The sequence below is a fragment of the Dolichospermum sp. UHCC 0259 genome, from assembly GCF_009711935.1.
Taxonomy (GTDB): Bacteria; Cyanobacteriota; Cyanobacteriia; order Cyanobacteriales; family Nostocaceae; genus Dolichospermum.
Map to the genome: position 1 here is coordinate 110033 of NZ_VIKX01000187.1, position 23915 is coordinate 133947.

Below are 23915 nucleotides of genomic sequence, written 5' to 3' on the forward strand. Positions count from 1 at the left end.
AACTGACAACTGACAACTGACAAGATTAAATATCAGGGTATTCTACTGAAGATTATGGCTCAAACTGCGATGCAGAATCAAAGAGGTTTAAAACCATTACAGCCACTTGATGTTGAATTGCGTAATGTATTCAAGTTTTTCAACCAAGAACCCGCAGTACACGGAGTGGATTTGGATGTTAGACAGGGAGAGTTCTTTAGCATTTTAGGTCCCTCTGGTTGTGGAAAGACAACTACACTCCGCTTGATTGCTGGATTTGAAAGGGTGGATGCTGGTAAATTACTGATTCAAGGCCAGTTAATGACTGATGTTCCTCCTTATCGGCGACCTGTGAATACTGTATTTCAAAGTTATGCTTTATTTAATCACTTAAATGTGTGGGAAAATATTGCTTTTGGATTGCGATTAAAAAAAATATCCAAATCGGAAATTGCTAGTCGCGTCACAGATGCTTTGAAGCTAGTAAAAATGGAAAGTTTGCGATCGCGTGTTCCTAGTCAACTCTCTGGTGGTCAACAACAGCGGGTAGCCTTAGCAAGGGCTTTGGTGAATCGTCCCGCAGTTATCCTCCTCGATGAACCTTTGGGAGCATTAGACTTAAAACTTCGCAAGGAGATGCAAGTTGAATTATCCAATCTTCACAAGGATTTAGGGTTAACTTTTGTGATGGTGACACATGATCAGGAAGAAGCATTATGTTTATCCGATCGCATTGCGGTGATGAATCAAGGCAAAATAGAACAAATTGGTACTCCTAGTCAAATTTACGAACGTCCGCAAACACCTTTTGTGGCTGACTTTATTGGTGATACTAATCTATTTAGCGGTGAAATTGTGGAAGTAGATGCAGAATCTGTGAAAATTTCTACTAAAACCGGATTAACCATGATTGTTAGTCGTCACGAACAAACTCCTCTAGAAATAGCCCAAAATGTTGTTGTTAGTGTCCGTCCTGAAAAAATTCAACTTTCCCTTTATCCCACTAATATACCCACAAACTGTTTCGAGGGACGGCTAATTAATGTCATGTATTTAGGAACTCATGTTAATTATGTTGTGGAACTAATTAATGGTGTTAACCTCAATGTTTTACAACCTAATACTTATGGCAGTTTACCAGATAGGAATACCCCCATTTATGCTTGGTGGGAAAAATTTGACTGTCTAGCTATTAGTCAAGATGTAAATTAAATGACTAACAGACGTAATTTCCTCAAAAAAATGGCGGCATTTTCTACCTTATCTTTAGGTAGTTGTGGTTGGCGACTAGCTAATGTGGGGTCAAACTATGTTAGCTCTAATCAAAGTGACAAACTATTTATTTATACCTGGACTCAATATACAGATAAAGAATTACTAACTACCTTCACGACCCAAACAGGGATGAAAGTAATAGCCGATGTATATGAATCTAATGATGTCATGTTGGCTAAGTTGCAAGCTGGAGGTGGTGGTACTTATAGCATCATTTACCCCTCCGACTACATGGTACAAAAGATGGCAGAAAAAGGGTTATTAATAGAAATAGATCATAGCCGTTTAATTGGCTTGGATAATTTATTTCCCCAATTTAATAATCCTACTTATGACCCGAATAACCGTTATAGTATTCCTTTTAATTGGGGAACAACAGGTTTATTATATAACTCAGAACAACTGACAAATGCACCAGAAGATTGGGAGTATCTTTGGCAAAATCAAGACAAACTAAATAAGCGGTTTACCTTACTCAATGATGTGCGAGAGGTGATGGGTGCAACCTTGCGAATGTTAGGTTATTCCTATAATTCTCAAAATGAAACTGAAGTTAAACAAGCATATCAGAAATTGCAGATATTAAAACCTGCGATCGCCGCTTTTGATACAGACGCTTGGCAAAATAAGATTCTGGCGGGAGATTTAGCGATCGCCATGTGTTATTCTGCTGATGCAGTCAAAATTTGTAAGGAAAATCCCAAGCTCAAATTTGTAATTCCTCGCAGTGGTTCCTCATTATGGACTGATACTATGGTCATTCCCAAATCTAATCCTAATATAGCTGGTGCTTATGCCTGGATTAATTTAATTTTACGACCAGAAGTAGCAGCAAAAATTTCCGAACGTTTATATATTTCTACTCCTAATCGAGCAGGATTTGAACAACTACCAAAAGCCATTCAAGAAAACACTAATTTATTTCCCCCTGAATCACTTTTAGCTAAGTGTGAACGTCTGACACCTTTAGGAACATTTGAAGAAACTTATGAACGTTATTGGACTCAATTACTAACTTAAAAATTAGGAGTCAGGAGTCAGGAGTCAGGAGTCAGAAGAAAGAAGAAAGAAGGAGTAAACTAAATATTAATATCTCATTCAAGTGCATACCGCTATATAATCATTAATTTGCAAATGGAATCTTCTAACAACCTGAACAAAATAAATAAATCACAACCTGATTGGAAAAATTGGCTGCCAACCTGGGGATTATTAGCACCATCTGGTATTTGGTTGTTAATGCTGCTAGTTTTACCAACATTAATAATTTTTGAATTAAGTTTAGTCCCAGATATTCGACCAGGAGATTTAGTAAATCCCAGTGGTTTAGATAACTATATTCGCATTTTTGAACCAATTTATTTAAAAGTGATATTTAATTCACTTTTTCTGGCATTTGGAACTACTATCATCACCTTAATTTTAGGCTTTCCCGTTGCTTATTGGATTGCTTTGATAGCACCAAAACGGTGGCAAAATTTGTTATTATTAGCCTTTGTTTTGCCTTTGTGGACTTCTTCCTTATTGCGTTCTTACGCATGGATTACAATTTTGCGTCCCACCGGATTATTAAATAGTATATTAGCCAGTTTTGGTTTACCCGCTATCAATATTTTGAACAGTAACTCAGCGGTATTAATTGGTATGAGTTACAGCCTGTTACCATATATGGTATTAATTTTATATGCTTCCTTAGAAAAGTTAGATAAACAATTGTTAGAAGCTGCTGCTGATTTAGGTGCAAATCCCATGCAAACCTTTTGGAAAGTAACTGTACCTCAAGTTTTACCAGGAATCGCTGCGGGTTCGCTGCTAGTTTTTATTACTGGGTTAGGAGACTTTATAGACCCAGAATTACTGGGTGGTGCTTCGAGTATGACCGCTGCGCGGTTAGTTTATAATCAGTTTCTGGGCGCTAGTCAAAATTGGGGTTTTGGTTCAGCATTGAGTATGGCATTGATTTTGATGGTGAGTATTGCCATTTCTTTCGTGATTAAATTTGATCAAACTAAATAATTGTGGTTCTACCGTTCCCTTTATGTAAAACAATATTTATTGTAGGTTGGGTTGTTCGCGTTAGCGTTGCGGAGCAATTGGGACGAAACCCAACACCTCCTACTATCCTCTCGCTAATGTTGGGTTTCACTTCGTTCAACCCAACCTACGAAAATTGAATTAATATTTTATTCCATAAGGGGAGCGTTAGAAACATAATTTTTGAAGTGACAAATTTTATAAAATTAAACCTAATAAACTAATAATTAGTTTCGATAAACCACTACAACAAGGATTTGAATATTCATATAATTCATTACGTTCTATCTGCTTTGCTATTTTCTCAGCTCGTTGAATAGCTTGATTAGTAAGTTCTTTTAATGGTTTTGGATATAAACACATTGATTTATCATAGTCAGGTATATGCTTATCTAATAATTTGACTAACTTATCACGGTTAATTTGAGATAAATGGTCTTGGAAGTGAATTAAATACCAAAGTTCAAAACAGGGATTTGTAATTGCTAGATTAATCTTTTGACTATTAGCTCGATTAATTGCATTTTCCCAACTTGTACGACTTTTCTCAATATGTTCATCTCCATCAAAAACAGCCCAAGCAGCATCATTTGTAGTCCATCTTTTCTCATCTTTCATTTGCTGTCGTTTTTCAATGAGAATTTCAATAATGTTACCTGGGTCAGTTTTCCCTTGGTTACGCAATACAATAATTTCCAAAGTTGGTGAACGTAATTCATTGCGAATGCTATTGAAATAAATTGGTTCTGTTTTACTTCCTTCACAAGCAATTAATATTTTTTGAGTAATTTTCCTGCTAGGTTGACGACGTTCTAACTTTCTTGACATTCCTCATCACCCTGTAATATCGTTTCTTCATCAGATGGTAAAAATGGAACAGCACCAAAGCGTCCATCTAAATAAGCTTTATCAATTGCTAAATCATTGCGGACATGGAAATCAGTTAAAGGATATAATTCTGTACTATGGTCAGGGCGTTTTTGTGTGAACCATATTTGATCACGTCGTAATAAGTTATTTCTTTGTAATGTATTATCATGACTTGTGAAAATAAGTTGAGCGTTTAGAGGATTTGTTTTGGGACTTTGAAACATTTTGATAATACATTTTACAATATTTGGGTGAATATTAGTACCTAATTCATCAATAATTGTCAATTGACCTAGACTCATAGATGTTACTATCTGAAACGCCAAGCTAAATAGGCGTTGTGTTCCCAAAGATTCTTCATCTAAAGTCCAAGAAATTTCATTACCTTCATGGGTTTGATGTACAGCATATATATTGTATTTAAACTCTTCCTCAGATTTCCTTTTTATCTCAACGCTGGAAAGTCCAGTATCGAATTTTTGTATTATTTTCAATACTTTTTCAATGATTACATTGTAAATATCAGTATTTATATTCTGTATAGTTGTCTTTATTGCCTCAATTTCAATGATTTCATTTCCTAAATGAAGACCAATCCATTTATTTTCTACCCATTTAAATATTTCTTTAAGTATAGGAATTTTCAGTTTTATTAATGCACTGATAAATAAGTCATTATCTTTAATACTTTGCTTTAGTTGATTATGTGGTCCAGCAAAATCATCACCAGTTTTCCAAATAAATTTATTTGCATTGTCATCCCATTGACGATGAAATAAGCGACGAGTTCGCTTAGTTGTATGCAATGCGTAATCCAATCTTTCTGAGATAACGCGATGTTGATTAATTTCTAATGAATAGGTATAAATATTATTATCAAATAGCGTTCTTAATTCAAATTTTGTAGGTTGCTTAACGGAAATACTATCTAATTTAAAAGGATCTAGTTTGACATAGTTAAAAGCTTTATGCACTCCAAGTGCTTTTGTTTCTTGTATACCACTATCCATCATCAGCAATAAATAATCTAAAGCTTGAATAACATTACTTTTACCTGATGCGTTAGCTCCAAAAATTGCTAAAACAGGTAAAATCTCCATATCCCAACCTTCAACATGATACCCAGGTGCAATTTCATGATCTGATTTTATCCCTTTGCGTTTGCTGGTTGCGCTTGTCTTGCGAGCGCTTTGTTTTTGAGCAACAGCACTGAGAGTGACAGGTTCTTTAATGGAACGGTAGTTTTCAACAGTGAAGTCTACAAGCATAATTTTAAGGTATTCAAAGCAGTTTTTTGTGATTTCTTCACGTAAATCTTATCGTAAAAGCTAATAAAATTTCCACTTTAACCACAACTTGTTATATTAACTTACACTGACTGCGGACTATGACCAAGAGATGATTACATTCTGTTACACACCACAACCCATTATATTAGTATTAGATTGACAATAGAAATATCCACACGACAACAAAAATAGGTATAAAACAATGATCCGTTTAAAACCCTGGCAATGGATAATCTTAGTTTCACCAATTGCGGTGATTATCTCTTTCCTTCTTATCTCCGCAGGAACACAAATTCATGCTTGGGGATTAAGTTGGATTTGGGCTTTATTTACATTTGTATTTGTCGGTTGGCGGTGGTTGCTGGTACGCTGGACTAAACCGGAAATCAATCGAATTGAAGCTGTTTTTGCAGAAGTTCGAGAAGAGTTAGAAAATGCTACAGAGAATAATTTATTAAGCGGAACAGATACTACCAAAGCAGTAGAAACAGCATTACAAAATATTCTCACCGCAGCAGTAAATGATCTACCTATTTGGGAAGATTGGCAAACTTTTTGGCGAAGATGTCAAGATTTAGTAGTAGCAATTTCTCGTATCTATAATCCTGAAGTTAAATATCCGCTTTTAAATATTTACATTCCCCAAGTTTATGGTTTAATTCGGGGTACAGTAGACGATATGGATCAATGGATGCAAAAATTATCTCCTGTTCTTAATCAAGTTACTGTTGGACAAGCTTATCAAACCTATGAAGTTTATCGCAAATTAGAACCATCTGCCCGTAAATTGTGGAAAGTTTGGAATTGGGCGCAATGGGTATTAAATCCTCTGACTGCGGTGGCAAAAAAAGCTAGTGAAGGTGTGGGAAATCGCGCTTCTCAAGAATTATTAATTAATTTGAGTCAACTGTTACGAGAAGCGGCTTTGCGGAATTTATGCAAACAAGCGATCGCTCTCTATGCCGGCACTAAAATTGAATTACCTACCCCCACCCTACCCCAAGTTAAAACCCAGACATTGCGGGACATTCTCGCCCAAGCTGAACCCCCAGAAATCATTGCCCAAAAACCCGTAAATATCCTCATTATTGGGCGCACAGGAGCAGGTAAAAGTAGTTTAATTAATACTCTTTTTCAAAATGAACTTGCTGCGGTTGACGTTTTACCCAGCACAGATACAATTCAAAATTACCATTGGGAAACGGAAAATGGGGAAGTTCTCAACCTTTGGGATACTCCCGGTTATGAACAGGTAAAACGGGAAGATTTGCGAGATTTAGTCATTGATTATGCTAGTAATGCTGATTTATTATTATTAGTTACTCCAGCCCTAGATCCAGCTTTACAAATGGATGTAGATTTTCTTGAAGATGTAAAATTGGAAGTTGCAGATTTACCCATTATCACCATTGTAACTCAAGTAGATCGGTTGCGTCCCATTCGTGAATGGCAACCTCCTTATGATTGGGAAAAAGGAGAAAAATCCAAAGAAATTTCTATTCGAGAAGCGACAAAATATCGTCAAAAACAATTAGGAACTTTCACTAATTTAGTTTTACCTATTGTTACCAATGATGCTCAAACTAATCGCACCGATTGGAATATAGCAGCCTTATCTTCAGGATTATTAGCAGCAATAGATCCAGCTAAACAATTACGGCTAACTCGCTTTTTACGTAATTTAGAAACCCGCACAATTGCAGCCGCTAAAATAATTGAGCATTACACATTTCAAATGACAACTACCCAAGGAATTGCCACACTATTAAAAAGTCCCGTTTTGCAATTTATTTCCACATTATCCACAGGTTCTCCCACTCTAGCTTATTTACTCGCAGAACAAATTCCTATTGAACAATTACCCATAGTAATTGGCAAATTACAAATGGCTTACGAACTTTTTCCCCTATTAAATACAGACAATTTCAAATCCCGTAACTTTGATTTATTATCTTTGTGGCCATTGTTATTAGAAAACTCATCTACACCAGATCGTAATGCTTGGGCGTTTGGTCATGCTTTAATAGAATATTGGACGCAAGATTTAACAATTGAACAACTGCGAACTAGATTTAATTATTATCTTCAGTCATGAAGAATTAAGTAGGTTTACAAAGCCAACTTTTCGCAGTCAATTTTTTCTAAAATACTTCCCGGTTTCTTGTAAGGTTTTAGCTGACTGCTGACCACTGATAACTGAATGCTTTCATTGAATTTGGTGATTAAAGTAGGTAACTATATGGTTCTTCTAGGGATTGTACGGTACTTGATTTAATGGTAGCTAAATGACGTAGTAATAATTGGACTTGTTGAAGATTGGGACGATAGGAAAGATTGCCTTGTTTTTCAAATAATGGTGGAGAGTTTATGCCTGTTTTCATGGCATCAATCGCTTTATAATCGAGATTTTCCTGGGAGTGATGGGTAAGCCAAAGGTGATCTGATGTTGCAGGAATTAAACCCGGTGGTAGTTCACCTTCTAAGAATGCTAATAATCGCTGTTGACAAATGCGGGTATTGATACCACGACTTTCAAATAACTGGAGGACTTCACCAAAGGATAAAGAACGGTTGGGTAATAGTTTTAACAGTTCAGAAAACAGGAAATAATCTGTGTATTGTTGTTTGGGTATGTCTAAAACTTGGGGATGCAAAGGTAACATAGTTAAACCTAATGCGACGCGACTACAATTTGGAGCGCCATTTTCACCCAAATATAGGTCTTGAATAATTTTGGCATTAGGCAGTTTTTGTCGTAACCAACGGTTAATTGTGCCAACGGAAGCTACACCACCGCTGAGGACGGCTTGATTGATGGCTTCGGTGGGAATACCACGCGCTACTAATAATTTGTTAAGTTCTCGATTGAGACGACGGACAAAGGGAACAAAAACTTGGCTTTCTAGGTCTCGGCGCTGCAATACCCAACGTTGGTCGGCAAATTCTAGGGTAAAGGTTTCTTGGTGCTGTAAAATCAGTTTCAAGGCTAAGGCTGCGTCTAATAAAGCTTGTCCCAGGACGGAGCTTTCTAGGCGTTGTTGGAGACGAATTCGCGCTTCTGTGTCTGGTTCACCGACTTTGGGTAATGATAAGGCTTCTAAACCCAAGTTAGAAAATTGCATTTGGTCTAAACCTGGAATTGAGGGTTGCCAATGCCAAGGATTTGTGTTGGCTGGTTCATGATGAGATTGTCCAGGTTGACGGGGTTGGCGGGATTTTGGTGGTAGTAGTAATTGACAAATAATGTCCTGTTCAATGCCTTTGCCAGAGTAGGCGAAGTTGTGCAGCATGAAGTCTTTGTGTGTCAATTTTTCCAGATTGGCTGGTATATCTACTAGGGTCATTTCTACTTGAGTTGCGCCAATATTAATGGCTAAAGTGTTACCTAATAGGGGATAATCGCTGGTTTTTAAAGGGCGTAAACCTTGATTTTCGTTAATTTGGATAGATTGACCATTAGCACTGTCTAATTCTGGCAGCAAACTGGCGATCGCTTCCTCGACAAATAAGATTTGTTGGGGATGAGAAACAAGTTCACTGGTGACAATCGCTTCTCGCACATTAAAACGATATTGTTCATTCCCACTGGAAGGACAACTACAAATAACACCCGCGATATTCTTAATTATTCTCGAAAAAGTCGGTGTACTGATGCCCACAGCATTAGCAATTAAAGCCGGTGTGGTACTGGTTTGACTAGACCTGAGAGTTGATAATAACTTAGAGAGCGATCGCACTACCCAAATTAACGGCCCTGCGGAAAACTCATTCAATTGCAACATCGGTTCCCATTTCTGTCGTTCTTGCTGATAGGGAACTGCTATTTGCAAATAAGGCTTTAACTGTGCTGAATAAAGATGCGGGGAAAAATCCGATTCTCCACTTTTACCCTGATGAGAACCGGAATTAGTAGGTAAATAAACTTCTGCTGGTAAACGGAATGATTGCTGAAAGTTAGAACCATCAACTTGACTTTCGGCTGACCAATAAATTGGATAAACTACCAATTGAGAACGATTTAATAAAGCCGCAGAAATTCCCGTCGTCCCAATATCAATTCCTAAATACCAAGTTGCATCCAAAGTATCACTAGGGATAGCATCATTCTCTTCTTCATTGTGAATTGATGTTTGATTATTAGTAATGGGAGATTGCTCTTCAGTGAGTGAAGATTGGGCAACATCTTCTGGTTCAACATCTACATCTGTCTGAGTTGTTAAACTTAAATCTACTTCCTGATCAGAAACTATATTTACACTATCAACTTGACTAGTAGAATCTAACTTAGTTACAGATTCTTCAGCATAATTTAATGGTTGATCAAAATTAGCTAAATCTTGATCTAATTGTTGCAACTGCTGGGCATCTAAAATAATTTCTGGTATTTCCGAAACATCATTATCTAATACAGACAGCAAATTTTCCTCAGCAGAAGCAGCAACAAAGTTATCCAATACTAATTGCTGATTTTCTGATTCTGTTTCTGTTTCTGAATTATCTAATTGATTGATAACTTCTGAAGGTACTTTTTCATTACCAGTATCCACCAACAAATCAGTTAAAACTGTGATTGTATCAACAGGATTGGGTTCTCTTGGAATTTGCTCTACTACTTCTTTTTCTTCTGTTAAAAATGGGGCTTTAACTTCTGTAGGAGGAGGAGAAATTACTGTTTGCGGCTCGTATTTTTCCTCATCTTCTTTTTCTTCTGGTAAAAATGGGACTTTAACTTCTGTAGGAGGAGGAGAAATTATTGTTTGCGGCTCGTAGTTTTTATTATCGTCTTCTGGTTCTGCTAACACAGCACTGTCAGCAATACTAGAAACTGTTGAACTGTTAATTTCCAGCGCGGATAAATCATTACTGACATCTTCAGAAGCAATGGCTAAACTTTCATATTTCCTAAATGTCAGATCAGGAGAAAATGAGAAATTTAACGATGAAGAAATTTCAGTATTAAAGAAACTTGCATAAAGTTCATCTACTTCATCAGTATTGGTTAACTGTAAATCTTTAGCCGATTGTGATTGATCATGTAATAACTCTGTATCTAGATTAATTGGTAATATTTCCGCTTCAGGATTTTCTATAGATATCTCTTCTGAAGTTTTTGATTCTTCAATAACCGAAGATTCAGCTAATAATGGTGATGTTGCAACAAGATTTTCTATGGATATATCTTCTGAAGTTTTTGATTCTTCAACAACCGAAGATTCAGCTAATGATGGTGATGCCGATACTATTTGAGGATTTACAGGAGAAATAGAAGACTCATTAATTAAAACTTGCTGTTGTAAATATTGAGTCAAATTATTGAGGAAATTTGCCATCAATTGTTCACCCTGTATCCCCTGATCGTGCATTTTGGCTAATGCCTGAGATAAAGAATGATAATAGGCGTTAATATTACGTTCTAGGGCTTCAAAAACAGTATTAACAGTTCCATCTAAAGACAGTAAACGTTGATCTAAATTCCGCGCTAAATTTGCTAACTGTTCTACTCGTTCTGCTGATTCTAAAATAGGTTGAATACCAGAAGTAATTGCGTCTAGATTTTGCACATTAGAGTTAATTATTAACCCAGAATTTGATTGTAAATATGGTACTAGACGACCCATAAGGACTTCTAAAAAATCCGAAATCATCTCCTCTTGGTTAGCTAACTGTTGGCTTAATGAAGAGTTTTGTAGTCGCTTTTGCTCTAGTTGTCTAATTTCCTGAATCAAATCTGCTCTTTCTGCCAATAGCCTAGATAATTCCGCTTGTAAAGGTTGAAGCAAAACTGTTATCTCTTGTTTGGCTTGTGCTGTTTCACTACTAATTGTCTCTGGTTGATGCTCAGAAGACTCTAAAATAGATGGGATATTACTCTGTCGGTTAAATTGTGTCAACAGAGATGAAAATGCTGAAGTGGGAGACGGTTGAGTAGTTTCCGGTAGGACATCATTATTCTTTAATACTTCATCCTCCTCCAATTGCACTAAAAAGCTCCGTACTCTTTGTAAAACCTCTTTTTCCTGTTGTCCTTGGTTAGAAAGGAACTTAGAAAGACCTTTAGCACTATGAGACAGTAAGTGATCAATATCTGCAATTAGTTGGTGAATTTCTTCAGTATGGTAAGTCACGTTAAATTACCTTAGTTAAAAATGTACGTTGATTTGTAAGGGACTGACAATTACAGAAGTTTCCAGGATTAAAATTTGTCACTGACACTTCTAGGGCTAATTATGTTAAGTAGTTGTGCAAAATAAATTATAGAGAACAGGGCGCAGGAAAGGAATAAAATGGCGAAGGTATTGATACGATTAAGGTTTAGCGAGTTTTTCAGCGGATAATGCCGTTAACGAGATTGCGTGATGTTAGTCATGCACTCTCGTTGAGGATACACGAAAATCAAATAATACTTCTATATTAGTCAATATTGTCAATCGGTATTTACCACAACAGTGACAGCAATCCCAGAAAAAAGGTTATATTAGGAATCTATTTTTACTTTTTTATATAACATAGTTGGTCTGATCTGAGACAATCTCTGTTAAAGGTGGTTTTACTTTGATGGTCTAGGTTTAGAATAACGATCTTAGTGTTGTGATGATAGCAACTTTAATAATCAAGATGCCCTGATGGAAGAACGATATAATACAAACAACACATCCCATACATGGATGACTACAGCCCCATTTTTTCAAGGTTTGCCAGAAATGGGTGTAGAAAAGGCTCTAATTCATCTTGTTACTCGTACTCATCCAGCTAACCAAGTAATTTTACTGGAGAATGACTGGGGCGGTTCTGTATACTTCATTATGGATGGATGGGTAAAAATCCGTACATATAATTTAGATGGGAAAGAGGTAACGCTAAATATTATTGGTAGAGGGGAATTATTTGGGGAAATGGCAGCACTAGATGAAGTCCCCCGTTCTACTGATGTTATTACTCTGGCAGCGACGACGATTGCGAGTATACCTGCTCAAGATTTTGTGAATTTGCTGCAAACAGAACCTTTAGCGGGCATGAGATTGGCTCAATTAATGGCTAGAAGGTTGCGACAGGTGAACAGAAGATTACGTCTTCGGGAGTCGGATAGTCAGTCACGGGTGGCTGATACGTTGCTATTTTTGGCAGAGGGACAAGGAAAACAAGAGAATGCTGGCACGGAAATTCCTAATTTACCGCACCGGGAGTTAAGTAGTTTAAGTGGGTTGGCACGGGAAACTGTGACAAGAGTGCTGACAAAGCTAGAAAAAAAGGGTTTGATTGTGAGGGATCAAGATAGAATTCATATTCCAGATTGGTCAGCTTTGGAAAAAACTATAGTTTAATTTAGTTGTTTGGCATGAGTATCGTTGATTCCCTACCAGAAGAACCAGAGCAAGATTCATCTCCTGAATCTCTTTCCCAACCACAATTACAGTACCAACCTCTGAAGGTTGAAAGTACCTTAAGGATGGTGGAAACGGCTTTTTTAGCCAGTACGGCGAGTTTAATTTGGTTTATTAATTTTTATTTCCCTTTGGGTCCACTACTGCGGGTGTTTTTTCCTATTCCTATTGCTTTGGTTTATTTACGTTGGGGTAAACGGGCAGCTTGGATGGCAGCGGTAACTTCTGGGTTGTTGTTGTCTGTGTTGATGGGCCCGGTGCGGAGTTTATTATTTGTCATCCCCTTTGCCTTAATGGGTGTGCTGTTAGGGGCGAGTTGGTATCGTCGTGTATCGTGGATTGTTTCGATTACTTTAGGGACGCTGTTGGGGACGCTGGGGGTGTTTTTTCGCCTGTGGTTTTTGTCGGTGCTATCGGGGGAAGATTTGTGGGTTTATGTGATTAATCAGGTGACGGAAATTATTGAATGGATTTTTTTAAAGTTGGAATTGTTAATGACTCCCAATTTATTATTAATTCAATTAGGAGCGATCGCTCTGATTCTGCTCAATAATTTTATTTACTTGTTTATAGTTCATCTTACAGCTTGGTTACTTTTAGACCGTTTAGGCAATCCTATCTCCCGTCCACCTCATTGGGTGCAGGTGTTGATGGATTATGAATGAGGAGTCAGGAGTCAGGAGTCAGGAGGAAGAAAGAAGAAAGAAGAAAGAAGAAAGAAGAAAAGTTTTCACCAATGACCAATTACCAATGACCAATTACCAATGACCAATTACCAATTACCACTGACCACTGACTACTGACTAATTACCTGCTATATGATTAATATTTATACCCAAGTTCCCCAGGGTGAAGCATGGCTTAATCGTTATCGGGGTAAATTACCGATATTTGCCTGTGTTTTAGGATTTACAGAAACCGGTTTGATTCCGGGGATTTCTGCCGCTGGGTTGACTCCAGATGATCGCCGATATACGGCTTGTGCTGATGCGGAATTTCTCTATTACGGTGCTGAATATCAACCCAAGTACCCTCTACCACCTTTGACATCGGGGGCTTCTCCTGTGCTGATTTCGCGGGCGGTGGTGGCTAATTTAAATATCCCTGTGTACTTGTTTAATGCGGGATTACTACATATTCCACCTGTGCCATTAATTGATTTGGGTGGTGCGCCAGCGAAGTGTTTAAGTGGTGGTGCGGCGATGAATGTAGATACTGTTAAACATTTATTAGCTGAAGGATTACGTTGTGGTGATCAATTAAGTTCTCAGTTAAATTCTGATGGGTATTTAATTCTGAGTGAGTGCGTGGTCGGTGGCACAACAACGGCTTTGGCAATTTTAACTGGTTTGGGGATTGATGCTGCTGGTAAAGTTAATAGTAGCCATCCTGTGTGTAATCACGGACAAAAATGGGATTTGGTGCAGACTGGGTTAAAAAAAATGCCCCCGTCAGTTGATCCTTTAGAACTGGTGGCGGCGGTAGGTGATCCTATGCAGGTGGTAGTAGCAGGAATGGCGATCGCTGCGAGTCGAAGTTGTGGGGTACTATTAGGTGGAGGGACGCAAATGTTAGCAGTTTATGCTTTAATTCAAGCGATCGCTCACAAATATAACCTATCTTGGCAACCCGCAGAAATTGTCATTGGTACAACCCGGTGGGTAGCAGAAGATGCCACCGGCGCAACAATTGACTTAGCCCAAAATTTAAACAAAAATAGCATTCCCCCATTGTTAGCCACACAATTGAGTTTTGCTAATTCCCGATATCCCCAATTTCAAGCTTATGAACGGGGTTTTGTTAAAGAAGGTATTGGTGCGGGAGCGGCTTGTATTGCTGCTGCTTTAAGTGGAAATTGGCAACAACATCAACTATTAGCAGCCATTGAAGCCCAATTTGAGCAATTTAGCACCTATCAATAAACCCTCTGTCTGAGTAACTGCTCTTCTAAGGCAGCAATTCGATGATATGCGGCGGTCAACTGCGTTGTTAGGCGTTGAATTTGAATTTCTGGTGTTATGTGTTTATCTGTAGTCTGATAAATCATTTCAGGAACACTATCGAGCAAAACATCCTTATGCTTCAATTCTTTTAAATCATGTACTGACGGCTTTTTTTCCAAATAATGCTCTATAGCTGGTAATTGCCCTAAAGATGAATCTGACAAAGCTTGAGATAGCCTCATATCAAGCCTTTCAATCACTTCATAGATGGCGCTAACCTTCTGACTTAACGTGAGAATTTGTTTTTCTAATGATTCCATTTAATACCTGCACCAAAAAAATATTTTCTCCATGTTATTCACTTTACTGACAATCCTAGCTATACTTATGGATCATTTAACCTTTCATGGCTTTTTTATTGATGGAATGCTGGAATTTTTATAGAAATCAAGCATATTAATTAGCTAAACTGATAATTATCAACTGTGCTTATACATATAAAACTATGGACAGACGATCTTTTCTATTAGGTACAAGTATTCTAGCACTTTCTCAGGCGATCGCCGGCTGCGGCACAAACCAGCAACCACTCTTAAACATCCAATTATTAAAAAATTCTATCCCCGGTCAGGTAGTTAATCAGTTTCGGAAAACTGTAACTCAAGGGGGAAAGTTAAAATTTACCCCCATTAATCAGCTTGAGGATTTGTTTAAATTATTACAAACGTGGCAAAAACCACCAACTAATAATCAGCAAGAATGGACTCGTTATTTACCATTCAATCAAAATCAAAAATCACCAACTGCCAATTTAATCACATTGGGAGATTATTGGTTACAAGCAGCAATTAATCAAAAATTAATTCAACCATTAGCAACAACAAATATCAAAAATTTAGTTAACCTCAATCAAAAATGGCAACAAATAATTAAACATGACCAAGAGGGCAAAATTTGGGGCGTTCCTTATCGGTGGGGAAATACAGTAATTATTTATAATCAAGAAAAGTTTCAACAATTGGGTTGGACACCAACAGATTGGAGTGATTTATGGCGGAGTGAATTGCAAAATCGCATTTCTTTACTAAATCATCCTAGAGAAGTCATTGGTTTAGTGTTAAAGAAATTAGGAAAATCTTATAATACAGACAACATCAATCAAATCCCTGCCTTAGAAACAGAATTGAAAGCATTAAATCAACAAGTCAAATTCTATGATTCTAAAAATTATCTAGAACCATTAATTATTGGAGACACTTGGTTAGCAGTTGGTTGGTCTGATGACATTATCCCTATCATCAATCGTTATCCAAAATTTGCCGCAGTTGTCCCCAAATCAGGAACAGCAATTTGGGCTGATTTATGGGTAAGTCCCACAGGTGTTAATAATGATAGCTTAACATACCAATGGCTAGATTTTTGTTTACAACCCAATACATCTAAACAAATTGCCTTACTAACTAAAAGTAATTCTCCAATTGACAAAACCATTGCTGGTGGGGATATTCAGCAGCAATTACAGAACTTATTATTAACTGATTCAGAAACTTTTGCCAAAAGTGAATTTTTACGGCCTTTCCCTCCAGCAGTGATGAAAGAGTACGAAGATTTATTTATGAAGATCAAAAAATCCTAATTTGACCAAGCAAAATTGAAACCGACTTTATTTTGATGATTCATCTGAAGCCGACAAGAAGCAGGACTTTGAGGAAAATTGCAGGTGTAAGTTGCTAAAGGTTCTTTTTGGTAGTTAAAAATTCGGATATTGTAACCAGATTTACTAGCTAAACTACCTAAACGATTCACAAAGACATATTTACCAAAATAGTCTAATAAGCCCCAAATTTGCTGATTAACAATTAAATCTGCGCGAGGTGCTTCTGTTTGCGAGGCTGGATAAACTATCCAATTATCTAAAAGTTGTTTTTCTGAGTTTTCCTTAGCCCACCATAAACTAGGAACTGTTAATTTTTGAGGATCAATAGTTTTAGCTGTGATGATATTATCCTTTGGTTGAGTAAGTAGATCTAACTGTAAAGGTGCATTAGATGGGAGAAGAATAGTTTCTGCTTTTGATGGGAGAATGGGTAAAAGCGCAGCAGTAAAAAACCCCATTGCTAATAATAACAGTGGTTTTTTACGGATAAATAACTTATTGTTAGTCATAGCTTGGATGCTTTATATTTATTTCCCATAATGTTCATGCTTCACTTGAGAAAATCCTGATTGAAATATAAAAATTTTATTGAAGAGTAGGAGTCAGGAGTCAGGAGTCAGGAGTCAGGAGTCAGAAGTTCAGGAGTTCAGGAGTTCAGGCGGAAGAAGAAAGAAGAAAGAAGAATAGTTTTCACCAATGACCAATGACCAATGACCAATGACCAATGACCAATGACCAATGACCAATAACCAATGACCAATGACCAATGACCAATGACCTGACTCCTGCTGTAAAATATGTGAAAATTATCTTTTGTTCTCAACAACAGTGCTACGCTTGACGGTATTCGGGGCAATGGCACGATAAAATTCTATAACGATAAAATGTAATAAAGGTCTAAATGGCAGAAACACTATTTTTCAACGCGCTGCGGGAAGCTATTGACGAAGAAATGGCACGCGATTCTAGCGTATTCGTTCTAGGTGAGGACGTGGGACACTACGGCGGTTCTTATAAAGTTACTAAAGACTTACACCAAAAGTATGGTGATCTGCGAGTTTTAGATACCCCCATTGCCGAAAATAGCTTTACAGGAATCGCTGTAGGGGCGGCTATGACTGGGTTAAGACCAATTATTGAAGGGATGAATATGGGCTTTTTGCTCCTCGCCTTCAACCAAATTTCTAACAACGCGGGTATGTTACGCTACACTTCCGGTGGTAACTTTAAAATCCCTATGGTGATTCGTGGTCCTGGGGGTGTGGGTAGACAATTGGGTGCGGAACATTCCCAACGTCTCGAAGCTTATTTTCAAGCTGTTCCCGGTTTAAAAATTGTGGCTTGTTCCACGCCTTATAACGCTAAAGGATTGCTGAAAGCAGCTATCCGTGATGATAACCCTGTGTTATTTTTTGAACACGTTTTACTTTATAATTTAAAAGAAGACCTCCCAGAAACAGAATATGTACTACCGCTAGATAAGGCTGAGGTTGTTCGTCAAGGTAAAGATGTGACGATTTTAACTTATTCGCGGATGCGGTATCATGTGCTGCAAGCTGTGAAAGCTTTGGAAAAACAAGGTTATGATCCAGAAGTTATTGACTTAATTTCCCTGAAACCTCTTGATTTTGAAACTATTGGCGCATCAATTCGCAAGACTCACCGGGTAATTGTTGTGGAAGAGTGTATGCGAACCGGGGGTATTGGTGCAGAATTAACCGCTTCAATTAATGACCGCTTATTTGATGAATTAGATGCACCTGTATTGCGGCTTTCTTCTCAAGATATTCCCACACCTTACAACGGTAATCTTGAGCGCCTAACTATTGTCCAACCAGAACAAATCGTGGAAGCTGTCCAGAAGATGATAGCTTTGCGAGTTTAGCTATTTGTCATTTGTCAGTTGTTCGTTGTTCGTTGCTGTGAACCAATAACCAATAACCAATAACCAATCACCAATGACCACTGACCAATGACCAATGACCACCTCAAACTTCTACTCACAACGAGATCAAAGAACGTTATTATAACCTTTGTTAGTTGTGAGTGATGGTATGCAAAAACAGCGATCGCTATTAGCGTTAATTATAGTTTTGGTCATCGCCGCTATTACGGTGATTGTGACAATTCCTGTCCCCTTGGGGTTAGATCTACGAGGTGGTTCACAGCTTACTATTCAGGTGAAACCAACGGCGGAAATTCCCCAAATCACCGAAAGAGAATTGGAAGCGGTGAAAAAAGTAGTCGAAGGGCGAATTAATGGTCTTGGTGTTTCTGAGCCATTAATTCAAACTATCGGTACAGATAAAATATCCGTACAACTACCGGGTGTCAATGACCCAGAACAAGCAGAACGGATATTAGGAGGAACAGCGCAGCTAGAGTTCCGTGTCCAAAAACCGAATACAGAAACACAACTTTTCGCTTTCCAGATCACACGCAATGATCTAAAAACTAAGCGGGAAGAATTGAAAAAGTCCAAAGATCAAGCCGCGATTGATAAGAATAACGAAGAGTTTCAAAAGAATAATCAAGCGATCGCCGAATTGTTTGAAAGTACCGACCCACCCCTCACCGGCAAATATCTTAAGGATGCCTACGGTGAACCCACTCAAGACACTAACTGGAATGTAGCCATCCGTTTTGATCAAAAAGGTGGAGAACTCTTTGCTGGACTCACCAAAGAGCTTGCAGGTACAGGTCGGAGTATTGGTATTTTTCTAGATAATGAAGTCATTAGTTCACCCACCGTAGGCGTAGAACACGCTTCTACAGGGATTACTGGCGGTTCTGCCATCATCACAGGTCGTTTTCAAGCCCAAGAAGCCAACGACTTAGGAGTACAGTTACGCGGTGGTGCATTACCCGTTCCTGTGGAAATAGCCGAAAGAAGAACAGTAGGTGCAACTCTAGGAAAAGATAGCATTCAAAGAAGCATATATGCTGGGATAGGTGGTCTGACTTTAGTATTAATATTTATGGTGTTTTACTATCGCCTACCAGGAATGATAGCGAATGTGTCACTATTAATTTATTCCCTACTTACCTGGGCTGCTTTTTGTTTATTGGGTGTTACCCTGACTTTACCAGGAATTGCTGGTTTTATTCTCAGTATCGGTATGGCGGTTGATGCTAACGTCTTGATTTTTGAACGCACAAGAGAAGAACTACAAGCAGGTAAATCTTTGTATCGTTCTGTAGAATCGGGTTTTTACCGCGCCTTTTCTAGTATTTTAGATAGTAACGTTACTACCTGGATTGCTTGTACTGCATTGTTTTGGTTGGGTTCAGGGTTAGTAAAAGGCTTTGCTCTTACCTTGGCTTTAGGCGTAGGGGTAAGTATGTTTACCGCAATTACTTGTAGTCGCACATTGATGTTTTTAGTTATTTCCATTCCCTCTTTACGGAACACAGCACTTTATGCTCCTAATGTGCCAGTAGTGAATAAAACAGGAGTGGCACAATGAGACTAAGTATTAACAAATCACGGGGTCTTTGGTGGACTATTTCCGCTGTTATTATCCTGGTCGGTATCATTTCTATGGTGATATCTACCCTCAATCCTAGTATCAAAGCACCTCTGCGTCCTAGCTTGGATTTTATCGGGGGGACAAGGTTGCAATTTGTGCGGGACTGTGGCAAACCTGGTAACTGTGACCAGCCCATAGATATCAACGTTGTGCGAGAAGTAGCTAAATCTCAGGGACTTGGAGATAGTAGCATTCAATTAATCTCTGAAAATGGCCAAGAAAATGGTATTACTATTCGCACAAAGAACCTGGAAACAGAACAGCGGACAAATTTGCAAACTGCCTTAACTGAAAAAATCGGCGCTTTTGACCCACAAAAAAATCAAATTGATTCGGTTGGTGCAACTTTAGGAAAGGAGTTATTTACTTCTGGGGTTTTAGCTTTGATAGTTTCCTTTATCGGTATTATTATCTACTTAAGCTTCCGCTTCCAGTGGGATTATGCCATTTTTGCGATCGTTGCCACACTTCACGATGTCTTTGTTACAGCAGGGATATTCTCAATTTTGGGTTTGGTTTTAGGTATAGAAGTAGATAGTCTCTTTATTGTCGCCTTGCTGACTATCACAGGTTTCTCTGTTAATGATACAGTGGTAATCTATGATCGCATCCGGGAAACTCTCAAAATTAACCCTGATCAACCAATTGCGGATATTGTTGATAATGCTGTCAATCAAACTTTATCCAGGTCAATCAATACCAGTTTAACAACCATGTTGTCGTTATTTGCCATTTTCCTATTTGGTGGGGAGACGTTGAAATATTTTTCGCTGGCTTTAATTATCGGCTTTATAGCGGGGGCTTATTCTAGTATTTTCATTGCTAGTACACTGTTAATTTGGTGGCGAGAACGCACTGAAGAATACCCAGTTGAAAACCCCGTCAGCTCTCAAGAAGGTTAAATTCATTCATGGAAAATACCTCGTTCCTAGCCTCTGGCTGGGAATGCCTAATTTGAGGCTGGAGCCTCCTTTTCACTAGCGGCAGAGCCGCAATTATGAGCATTTCCAGTCGGAGACTGGGAACGAGATTAACGAGATTTTGGAGTTTTTTTGTAGAAGCTATAATCTTCCTATGGATAAACCTGAAGAACCACAAATTGAACCAGAAGCAGTGGAATTAGACCCTACTTTTGCTCAACAATTACAAAAACTACATAGGCTAACAGTATGTGGCAGATGGTTATTTGCCGGTTGTTTGTGGCTAATTATTGCGCCTTTGTGCCTATGGAATTTACGGACTGAAATTTCTTTGTTACGAGAATATTTTACTTGGGTAGGACTACGATATACACTGATTTTTCATCCTCTATCTACACTAGGTTTAAGTTTATGTATTGGGATGACAGCTTCTGTTTTAGTTTGGCAAAGTCGTAATATTATATGGGGATTACCATTACAAGAACAGGAAAATTTAAAAAAGCAACTTTATCGGATTCGTCAACAAGGATCTTCTCATCCTTTATGGAAATGGGTTTGTAAATAATCAGGGAATAATTCAAATGTCATATAGTGAATTTACTCTAGACAAAGTTAGAAAAGCCTTTGCTTTAACGATTATAGATAAAGTTAATATTTTTGCCTCTATTCCAGAAATTGAATGCCCAGATTTACTAACAGAAGTATTAAAAGAAAATCTACCTTTAGCACTTGCTAGTAACACTGAAAAATCCCGTTCGGAAATGATAATTGCGCCGATTTTAATAGCTGCTAGAAAATATTTAAACAATCAAATCAGTTTATTTTCAGGGATTGATTTTACTGTAGATACCGAACAAGGATTAAACGGTAATTGTGATTTTATTATTAGTCGTTCACCAGAATTATTAATTGTTAATGCTCCAGTTGTCACAATTGTAGAAGCGAAAAAAGAAAATATCAATGCAGGTTTAGGACAATGTGTAGCGGAAATGATTGCCGCCAGAATGTTTAATGAACGTGAGGGTAATAATATTCACACAATTTATGGTACTGTCACCACTGGTACTAACTGGAAATTTTTAAAACTTATTAATCAAGTAGTAGAAATTGACTTAACAGATTATTATATTAATAATATCGGTAAAATTCTCGGTATTTTATCTAGTATCGTGATGGAATAGGTATTATATATGTTTCTTCAGTCAATTACTGCTGAACAAAGAACGGTTTTATATAACGTTAGCTGGGAAACCTTTGAAGCCTTGTTAAGAGATACAGGTGAGGATAGGGGTTCTCGGTTTGCTTATGACTGCGGTACTTTAGAAATTATGACTCCACTTTTTGAACACGAAAATCCGAAAAGCAATTTGGGTAATTTTATTATTGCTTTAGCTGAAGAATTAGATATAGAAATCAGAAGTGCTGGTTCTACAACATTAAAACGTAAAATTTTTGCCAAAGGAATAGAACCAGATAGTTGCTATTATATCCAAAATGAAGCAGCTATGAGAGGCAAGGAAACTTTAAATTTAGAAATAGATCCTCCTCCAGATTTAGCAGTTGAAATTGATATTACTAGCAGTTCTGTGAATAAGTTTAATATTTATGCAGCTTTAGGTGTGACTGAATTGTGGAAATATAACGGTGAAGTTTTGAAGTTTTATCAATTGATGGAAAATCAATATATTGAGATTAAGTTTAGTATAACTTTTCCTCTAGTTTCTGTTGGAGATATGAATAGATTTATCCAGCAAAGTAAAACTATGGGTGAAATTGCTTTGTTGAAATCTTTCCGTGTTTGGGTAAAAGGGAAGATAGGGTAATTTATTTTTTATGAGTGTCTTCCCTTACAAACTTAATATATAACTTTCTTACCCGGATATTATTGACTTAAATTCTTATTTTTCGCTGAATTCCTGATGTGAAATAGTGCGATCAAAAGTTATAATTTGAGGTTTTTTTTCTGTTGTTGGTGTGTTTGGTTGCGTTTTAACTTCTTCCGTGCTAGATTTTTCTGTGTTTGAAGATTGGTTATTCTGATTATTAGACATGAAATTACCTAAAGATAATGTACAACATCAGTCAAATATAACATTAATTTATGAATATGCGGAAAAGGCTATTAAGGATCTTCAGGGAAGTATTGATGGTATAAACACTAAGTTAAGTGCTGTTATAGGATTTAATGCGGTTCTGATACGTTTTTCCTCTAGTTTGCCTGATAAATCTTTTAAAATAGATATTGCAATTTTAGGTGTAATCATGAGTTGTTATCCTTGCTTAATCTTAAAAATTGTAAGCTGTATCTTATTAATTGTATCTATAATTATTAGCTTAATTGCATTGTTTCCTAAAAGTACAGGTACAATTGTACGGCCTAGTGAACTAATAGAAAAATGTCTGAAAATATCAGAAGAAGACTATAGATTATCTATAATCACCTTATGGGATAAGGATATTGAAGAATTTGACTTGAGAAGGAAAAGTAAAAGTTTGAAAGTAGCTGTTATTTGTTTGGGATTTGCAACTATACTTTCAGGATTAGATATTATTCTTGCTTCTTTATTTAAATCTAATTAATCAAGCCATATAAAAATTAGGAGTAATATTAATGTCTCATAAACTAGTGAAAATTTATAAATTACTATTGATTCTAGTTATAATGTAATTACATTATGTACATACACAACAAATGAGTAACTCATACAATATTCGTAGCACCAAAATTGGTAACAGTGCAGGGTTTCGACTTCCTGCTGATTTTTGTCGTGAACATCCTCAATTTGCGAATGCAGATGGTTGGATTGAAGTTTTATCACCCGATACAGCAATTGTGCGAATTGTTCCTCAATTGCATGATGATGAAGATGCAGAAGACTCGCTATTCATGCGGCTGTTTCTTGATTTTGCTACCACAGAAGCATTGATAAATAATACACTACAACCTTATACAACAGAAATGTCTGAAGCTGCTCATCTTCTAATTGAAGGTGTGCAATTAGAAGATAAGTAGGGTTATTAGTAATGACTGGGAAA

General features: G+C 37.3%; 22 protein-coding genes. 16 read left to right on the plus strand and 6 right to left on the minus strand.

The window, feature by feature from the left end:
• Positions 1 to 54: 54 nt before the first annotated feature.
• The 3 genes from FJR05_RS15005 (at position 55) to FJR05_RS15015 (ending at position 3270) form a co-directional block, all read left to right on the plus strand.
• Positions 55 to 1191, plus strand: a complete 1137-nt coding sequence (locus FJR05_RS15005) for an ABC transporter ATP-binding protein (protein ID WP_168644835.1) — start codon at positions 55 to 57, stop codon at positions 1189 to 1191.
• Positions 1192 to 2274 (plus strand): spermidine/putrescine ABC transporter substrate-binding protein, encoded by a 1083-nt coding sequence (locus FJR05_RS15010; protein WP_168644836.1) that lies wholly within the window; start codon positions 1192 to 1194, stop codon positions 2272 to 2274.
• 114 nt (positions 2275 to 2388) lie between these two features.
• On the plus strand, positions 2389 to 3270 hold the full coding sequence (locus FJR05_RS15015) for an ABC transporter permease (RefSeq protein WP_168644837.1): 882 nt from the start codon (positions 2389 to 2391) through the stop codon (positions 3268 to 3270).
• A 216-nt stretch (positions 3271 to 3486) separates the two neighbouring features.
• Here the strand turns inward: FJR05_RS15015 and FJR05_RS15020 are convergent, their stop codons facing one another.
• On the minus strand, positions 3487 to 4116 hold the full coding sequence (locus FJR05_RS15020) for an RloB family protein (protein WP_168644838.1): 630 nt from the start codon (positions 4114 to 4116) through the stop codon (positions 3487 to 3489).
• Positions 4101 to 5426 (minus strand): ATP/GTP-binding protein, encoded by a 1326-nt coding sequence (locus FJR05_RS15025; RefSeq protein WP_168644839.1) that lies wholly within the window; start codon positions 5424 to 5426, stop codon positions 4101 to 4103. Before FJR05_RS15025 ends, FJR05_RS15020 begins: the two co-directional genes overlap by 16 nt.
• 223 nt (positions 5427 to 5649) lie before the next feature.
• Here FJR05_RS15025 and FJR05_RS15030 point away from each other — a divergent pair, with 223 nt between their 5' ends.
• Complete coding sequence (locus tag FJR05_RS15030; RefSeq protein WP_168644840.1) at positions 5650 to 7542, plus strand: GTPase family protein; 1893 nt, start codon at positions 5650 to 5652, stop codon at positions 7540 to 7542.
• 127 nt (positions 7543 to 7669) lie between these two features.
• Here FJR05_RS15030 and FJR05_RS15035 read toward each other — a convergent pair whose 3' ends face one another.
• The gene (locus tag FJR05_RS15035; RefSeq protein ID WP_168644841.1) at positions 7670 to 11572 is read right to left on the minus strand and encodes a hypothetical protein; all 3903 of its coding nucleotides are present in this window, start codon (positions 11570 to 11572) and stop codon (positions 7670 to 7672) included.
• Positions 11573 to 12070: 498 nt separating this feature from the next.
• Between FJR05_RS15035 and FJR05_RS15040 the strand changes: the two genes are divergently transcribed.
• The 3 genes from FJR05_RS15040 (at position 12071) to cobT (ending at position 14751) form a co-directional block, all read left to right on the plus strand.
• Positions 12071 to 12769 (plus strand): Crp/Fnr family transcriptional regulator, encoded by a 699-nt coding sequence (locus tag FJR05_RS15040; RefSeq protein ID WP_168644842.1) that lies wholly within the window; start codon positions 12071 to 12073, stop codon positions 12767 to 12769.
• Between the two features lie 14 nt (positions 12770 to 12783).
• Positions 12784 to 13494: a DUF2232 domain-containing protein gene (locus FJR05_RS15045; protein ID WP_168644843.1), complete on the plus strand. Its 711-nt coding sequence runs from the start codon at positions 12784 to 12786 to the stop codon at positions 13492 to 13494.
• A 153-nt stretch (positions 13495 to 13647) separates the two neighbouring features.
• Positions 13648 to 14751, plus strand: a complete 1104-nt coding sequence (gene cobT, locus FJR05_RS15050; protein ID WP_168644844.1) for a nicotinate mononucleotide-dependent phosphoribosyltransferase CobT — start codon at positions 13648 to 13650, stop codon at positions 14749 to 14751.
• On the opposite strand, the gene FJR05_RS15055 is transcribed toward cobT, so the two are convergent.
• A complete protein-coding gene (locus FJR05_RS15055) occupies positions 14745 to 15092 on the minus strand; it encodes a hypothetical protein (protein ID WP_168644845.1) in 348 nt (115 codons plus the stop codon). The two genes, cobT and FJR05_RS15055, sit on opposite strands and share 7 nt — an antisense overlap.
• 185 nt (positions 15093 to 15277) lie before the next feature.
• On the opposite strand from FJR05_RS15055, the gene FJR05_RS15060 reads away from it, so the two are divergent.
• A complete protein-coding gene (locus FJR05_RS15060; RefSeq protein WP_168644846.1) occupies positions 15278 to 16408 on the plus strand; it encodes an extracellular solute-binding protein in 1131 nt (376 codons plus the stop codon).
• Here the strand turns inward: FJR05_RS15060 and FJR05_RS15065 are convergent.
• Positions 16405 to 16938, minus strand: a complete 534-nt coding sequence (locus tag FJR05_RS15065) for a hypothetical protein (RefSeq protein ID WP_371416897.1) — start codon at positions 16936 to 16938, stop codon at positions 16405 to 16407. The genes FJR05_RS15060 and FJR05_RS15065 overlap by 4 nt on opposite strands.
• Before the next feature lie 392 nt (positions 16939 to 17330).
• Between FJR05_RS15065 and FJR05_RS15070 the strand changes: the two genes are divergently transcribed.
• The 6 genes from FJR05_RS15070 to FJR05_RS15095 all read left to right on the plus strand — a co-directional run bounded on the left by FJR05_RS15070 (position 17331) and on the right by FJR05_RS15095 (position 22702).
• A complete protein-coding gene (locus FJR05_RS15070) occupies positions 17331 to 18314 on the plus strand; it encodes an alpha-ketoacid dehydrogenase subunit beta (RefSeq protein ID WP_096669596.1) in 984 nt (327 codons plus the stop codon).
• A gap of 169 nt (positions 18315 to 18483) precedes the next feature.
• Positions 18484 to 19896: a protein translocase subunit SecD gene (gene secD / locus FJR05_RS15075; RefSeq protein WP_168644892.1), complete on the plus strand. Its 1413-nt coding sequence runs from the start codon at positions 18484 to 18486 to the stop codon at positions 19894 to 19896.
• Positions 19893 to 20861: a protein translocase subunit SecF gene (gene secF / locus FJR05_RS15080; RefSeq protein WP_168644847.1), complete on the plus strand. Its 969-nt coding sequence runs from the start codon at positions 19893 to 19895 to the stop codon at positions 20859 to 20861. Before secD ends, secF begins: the two co-directional genes overlap by 4 nt.
• 172 nt (positions 20862 to 21033) lie before the next feature.
• The gene (locus FJR05_RS15085; RefSeq protein WP_168644848.1) at positions 21034 to 21444 is read left to right on the plus strand and encodes a hypothetical protein; all 411 of its coding nucleotides are present in this window, start codon (positions 21034 to 21036) and stop codon (positions 21442 to 21444) included.
• A gap of 16 nt (positions 21445 to 21460) precedes the next feature.
• Positions 21461 to 22060, plus strand: a complete 600-nt coding sequence (locus FJR05_RS15090) for a hypothetical protein (protein ID WP_168644849.1) — start codon at positions 21461 to 21463, stop codon at positions 22058 to 22060.
• Between the two features lie 9 nt (positions 22061 to 22069).
• Positions 22070 to 22702, plus strand: coding sequence for a Uma2 family endonuclease (locus FJR05_RS15095; protein WP_168644850.1), 633 nt, complete (start codon positions 22070 to 22072; stop codon positions 22700 to 22702).
• A gap of 75 nt (positions 22703 to 22777) precedes the next feature.
• On the opposite strand, the gene FJR05_RS15100 is transcribed toward FJR05_RS15095, so the two are convergent.
• Positions 22778 to 22930: a hypothetical protein gene (locus tag FJR05_RS15100; RefSeq protein WP_168644851.1), complete on the minus strand. Its 153-nt coding sequence runs from the start codon at positions 22928 to 22930 to the stop codon at positions 22778 to 22780.
• Between FJR05_RS15100 and FJR05_RS15105 the strand changes: the two genes are divergently transcribed.
• Positions 22929 to 23459, plus strand: a complete 531-nt coding sequence (locus tag FJR05_RS15105; RefSeq protein ID WP_168644852.1) for a hypothetical protein — start codon at positions 22929 to 22931, stop codon at positions 23457 to 23459. The two genes, FJR05_RS15100 and FJR05_RS15105, sit on opposite strands and share 2 nt — an antisense overlap.
• Before the next feature lie 112 nt (positions 23460 to 23571).
• Complete coding sequence (locus FJR05_RS15110; RefSeq protein ID WP_168644853.1) at positions 23572 to 23892, plus strand: hypothetical protein; 321 nt, start codon at positions 23572 to 23574, stop codon at positions 23890 to 23892.
• The last annotated feature ends 23 nt before the right edge of the window (positions 23893 to 23915 follow it).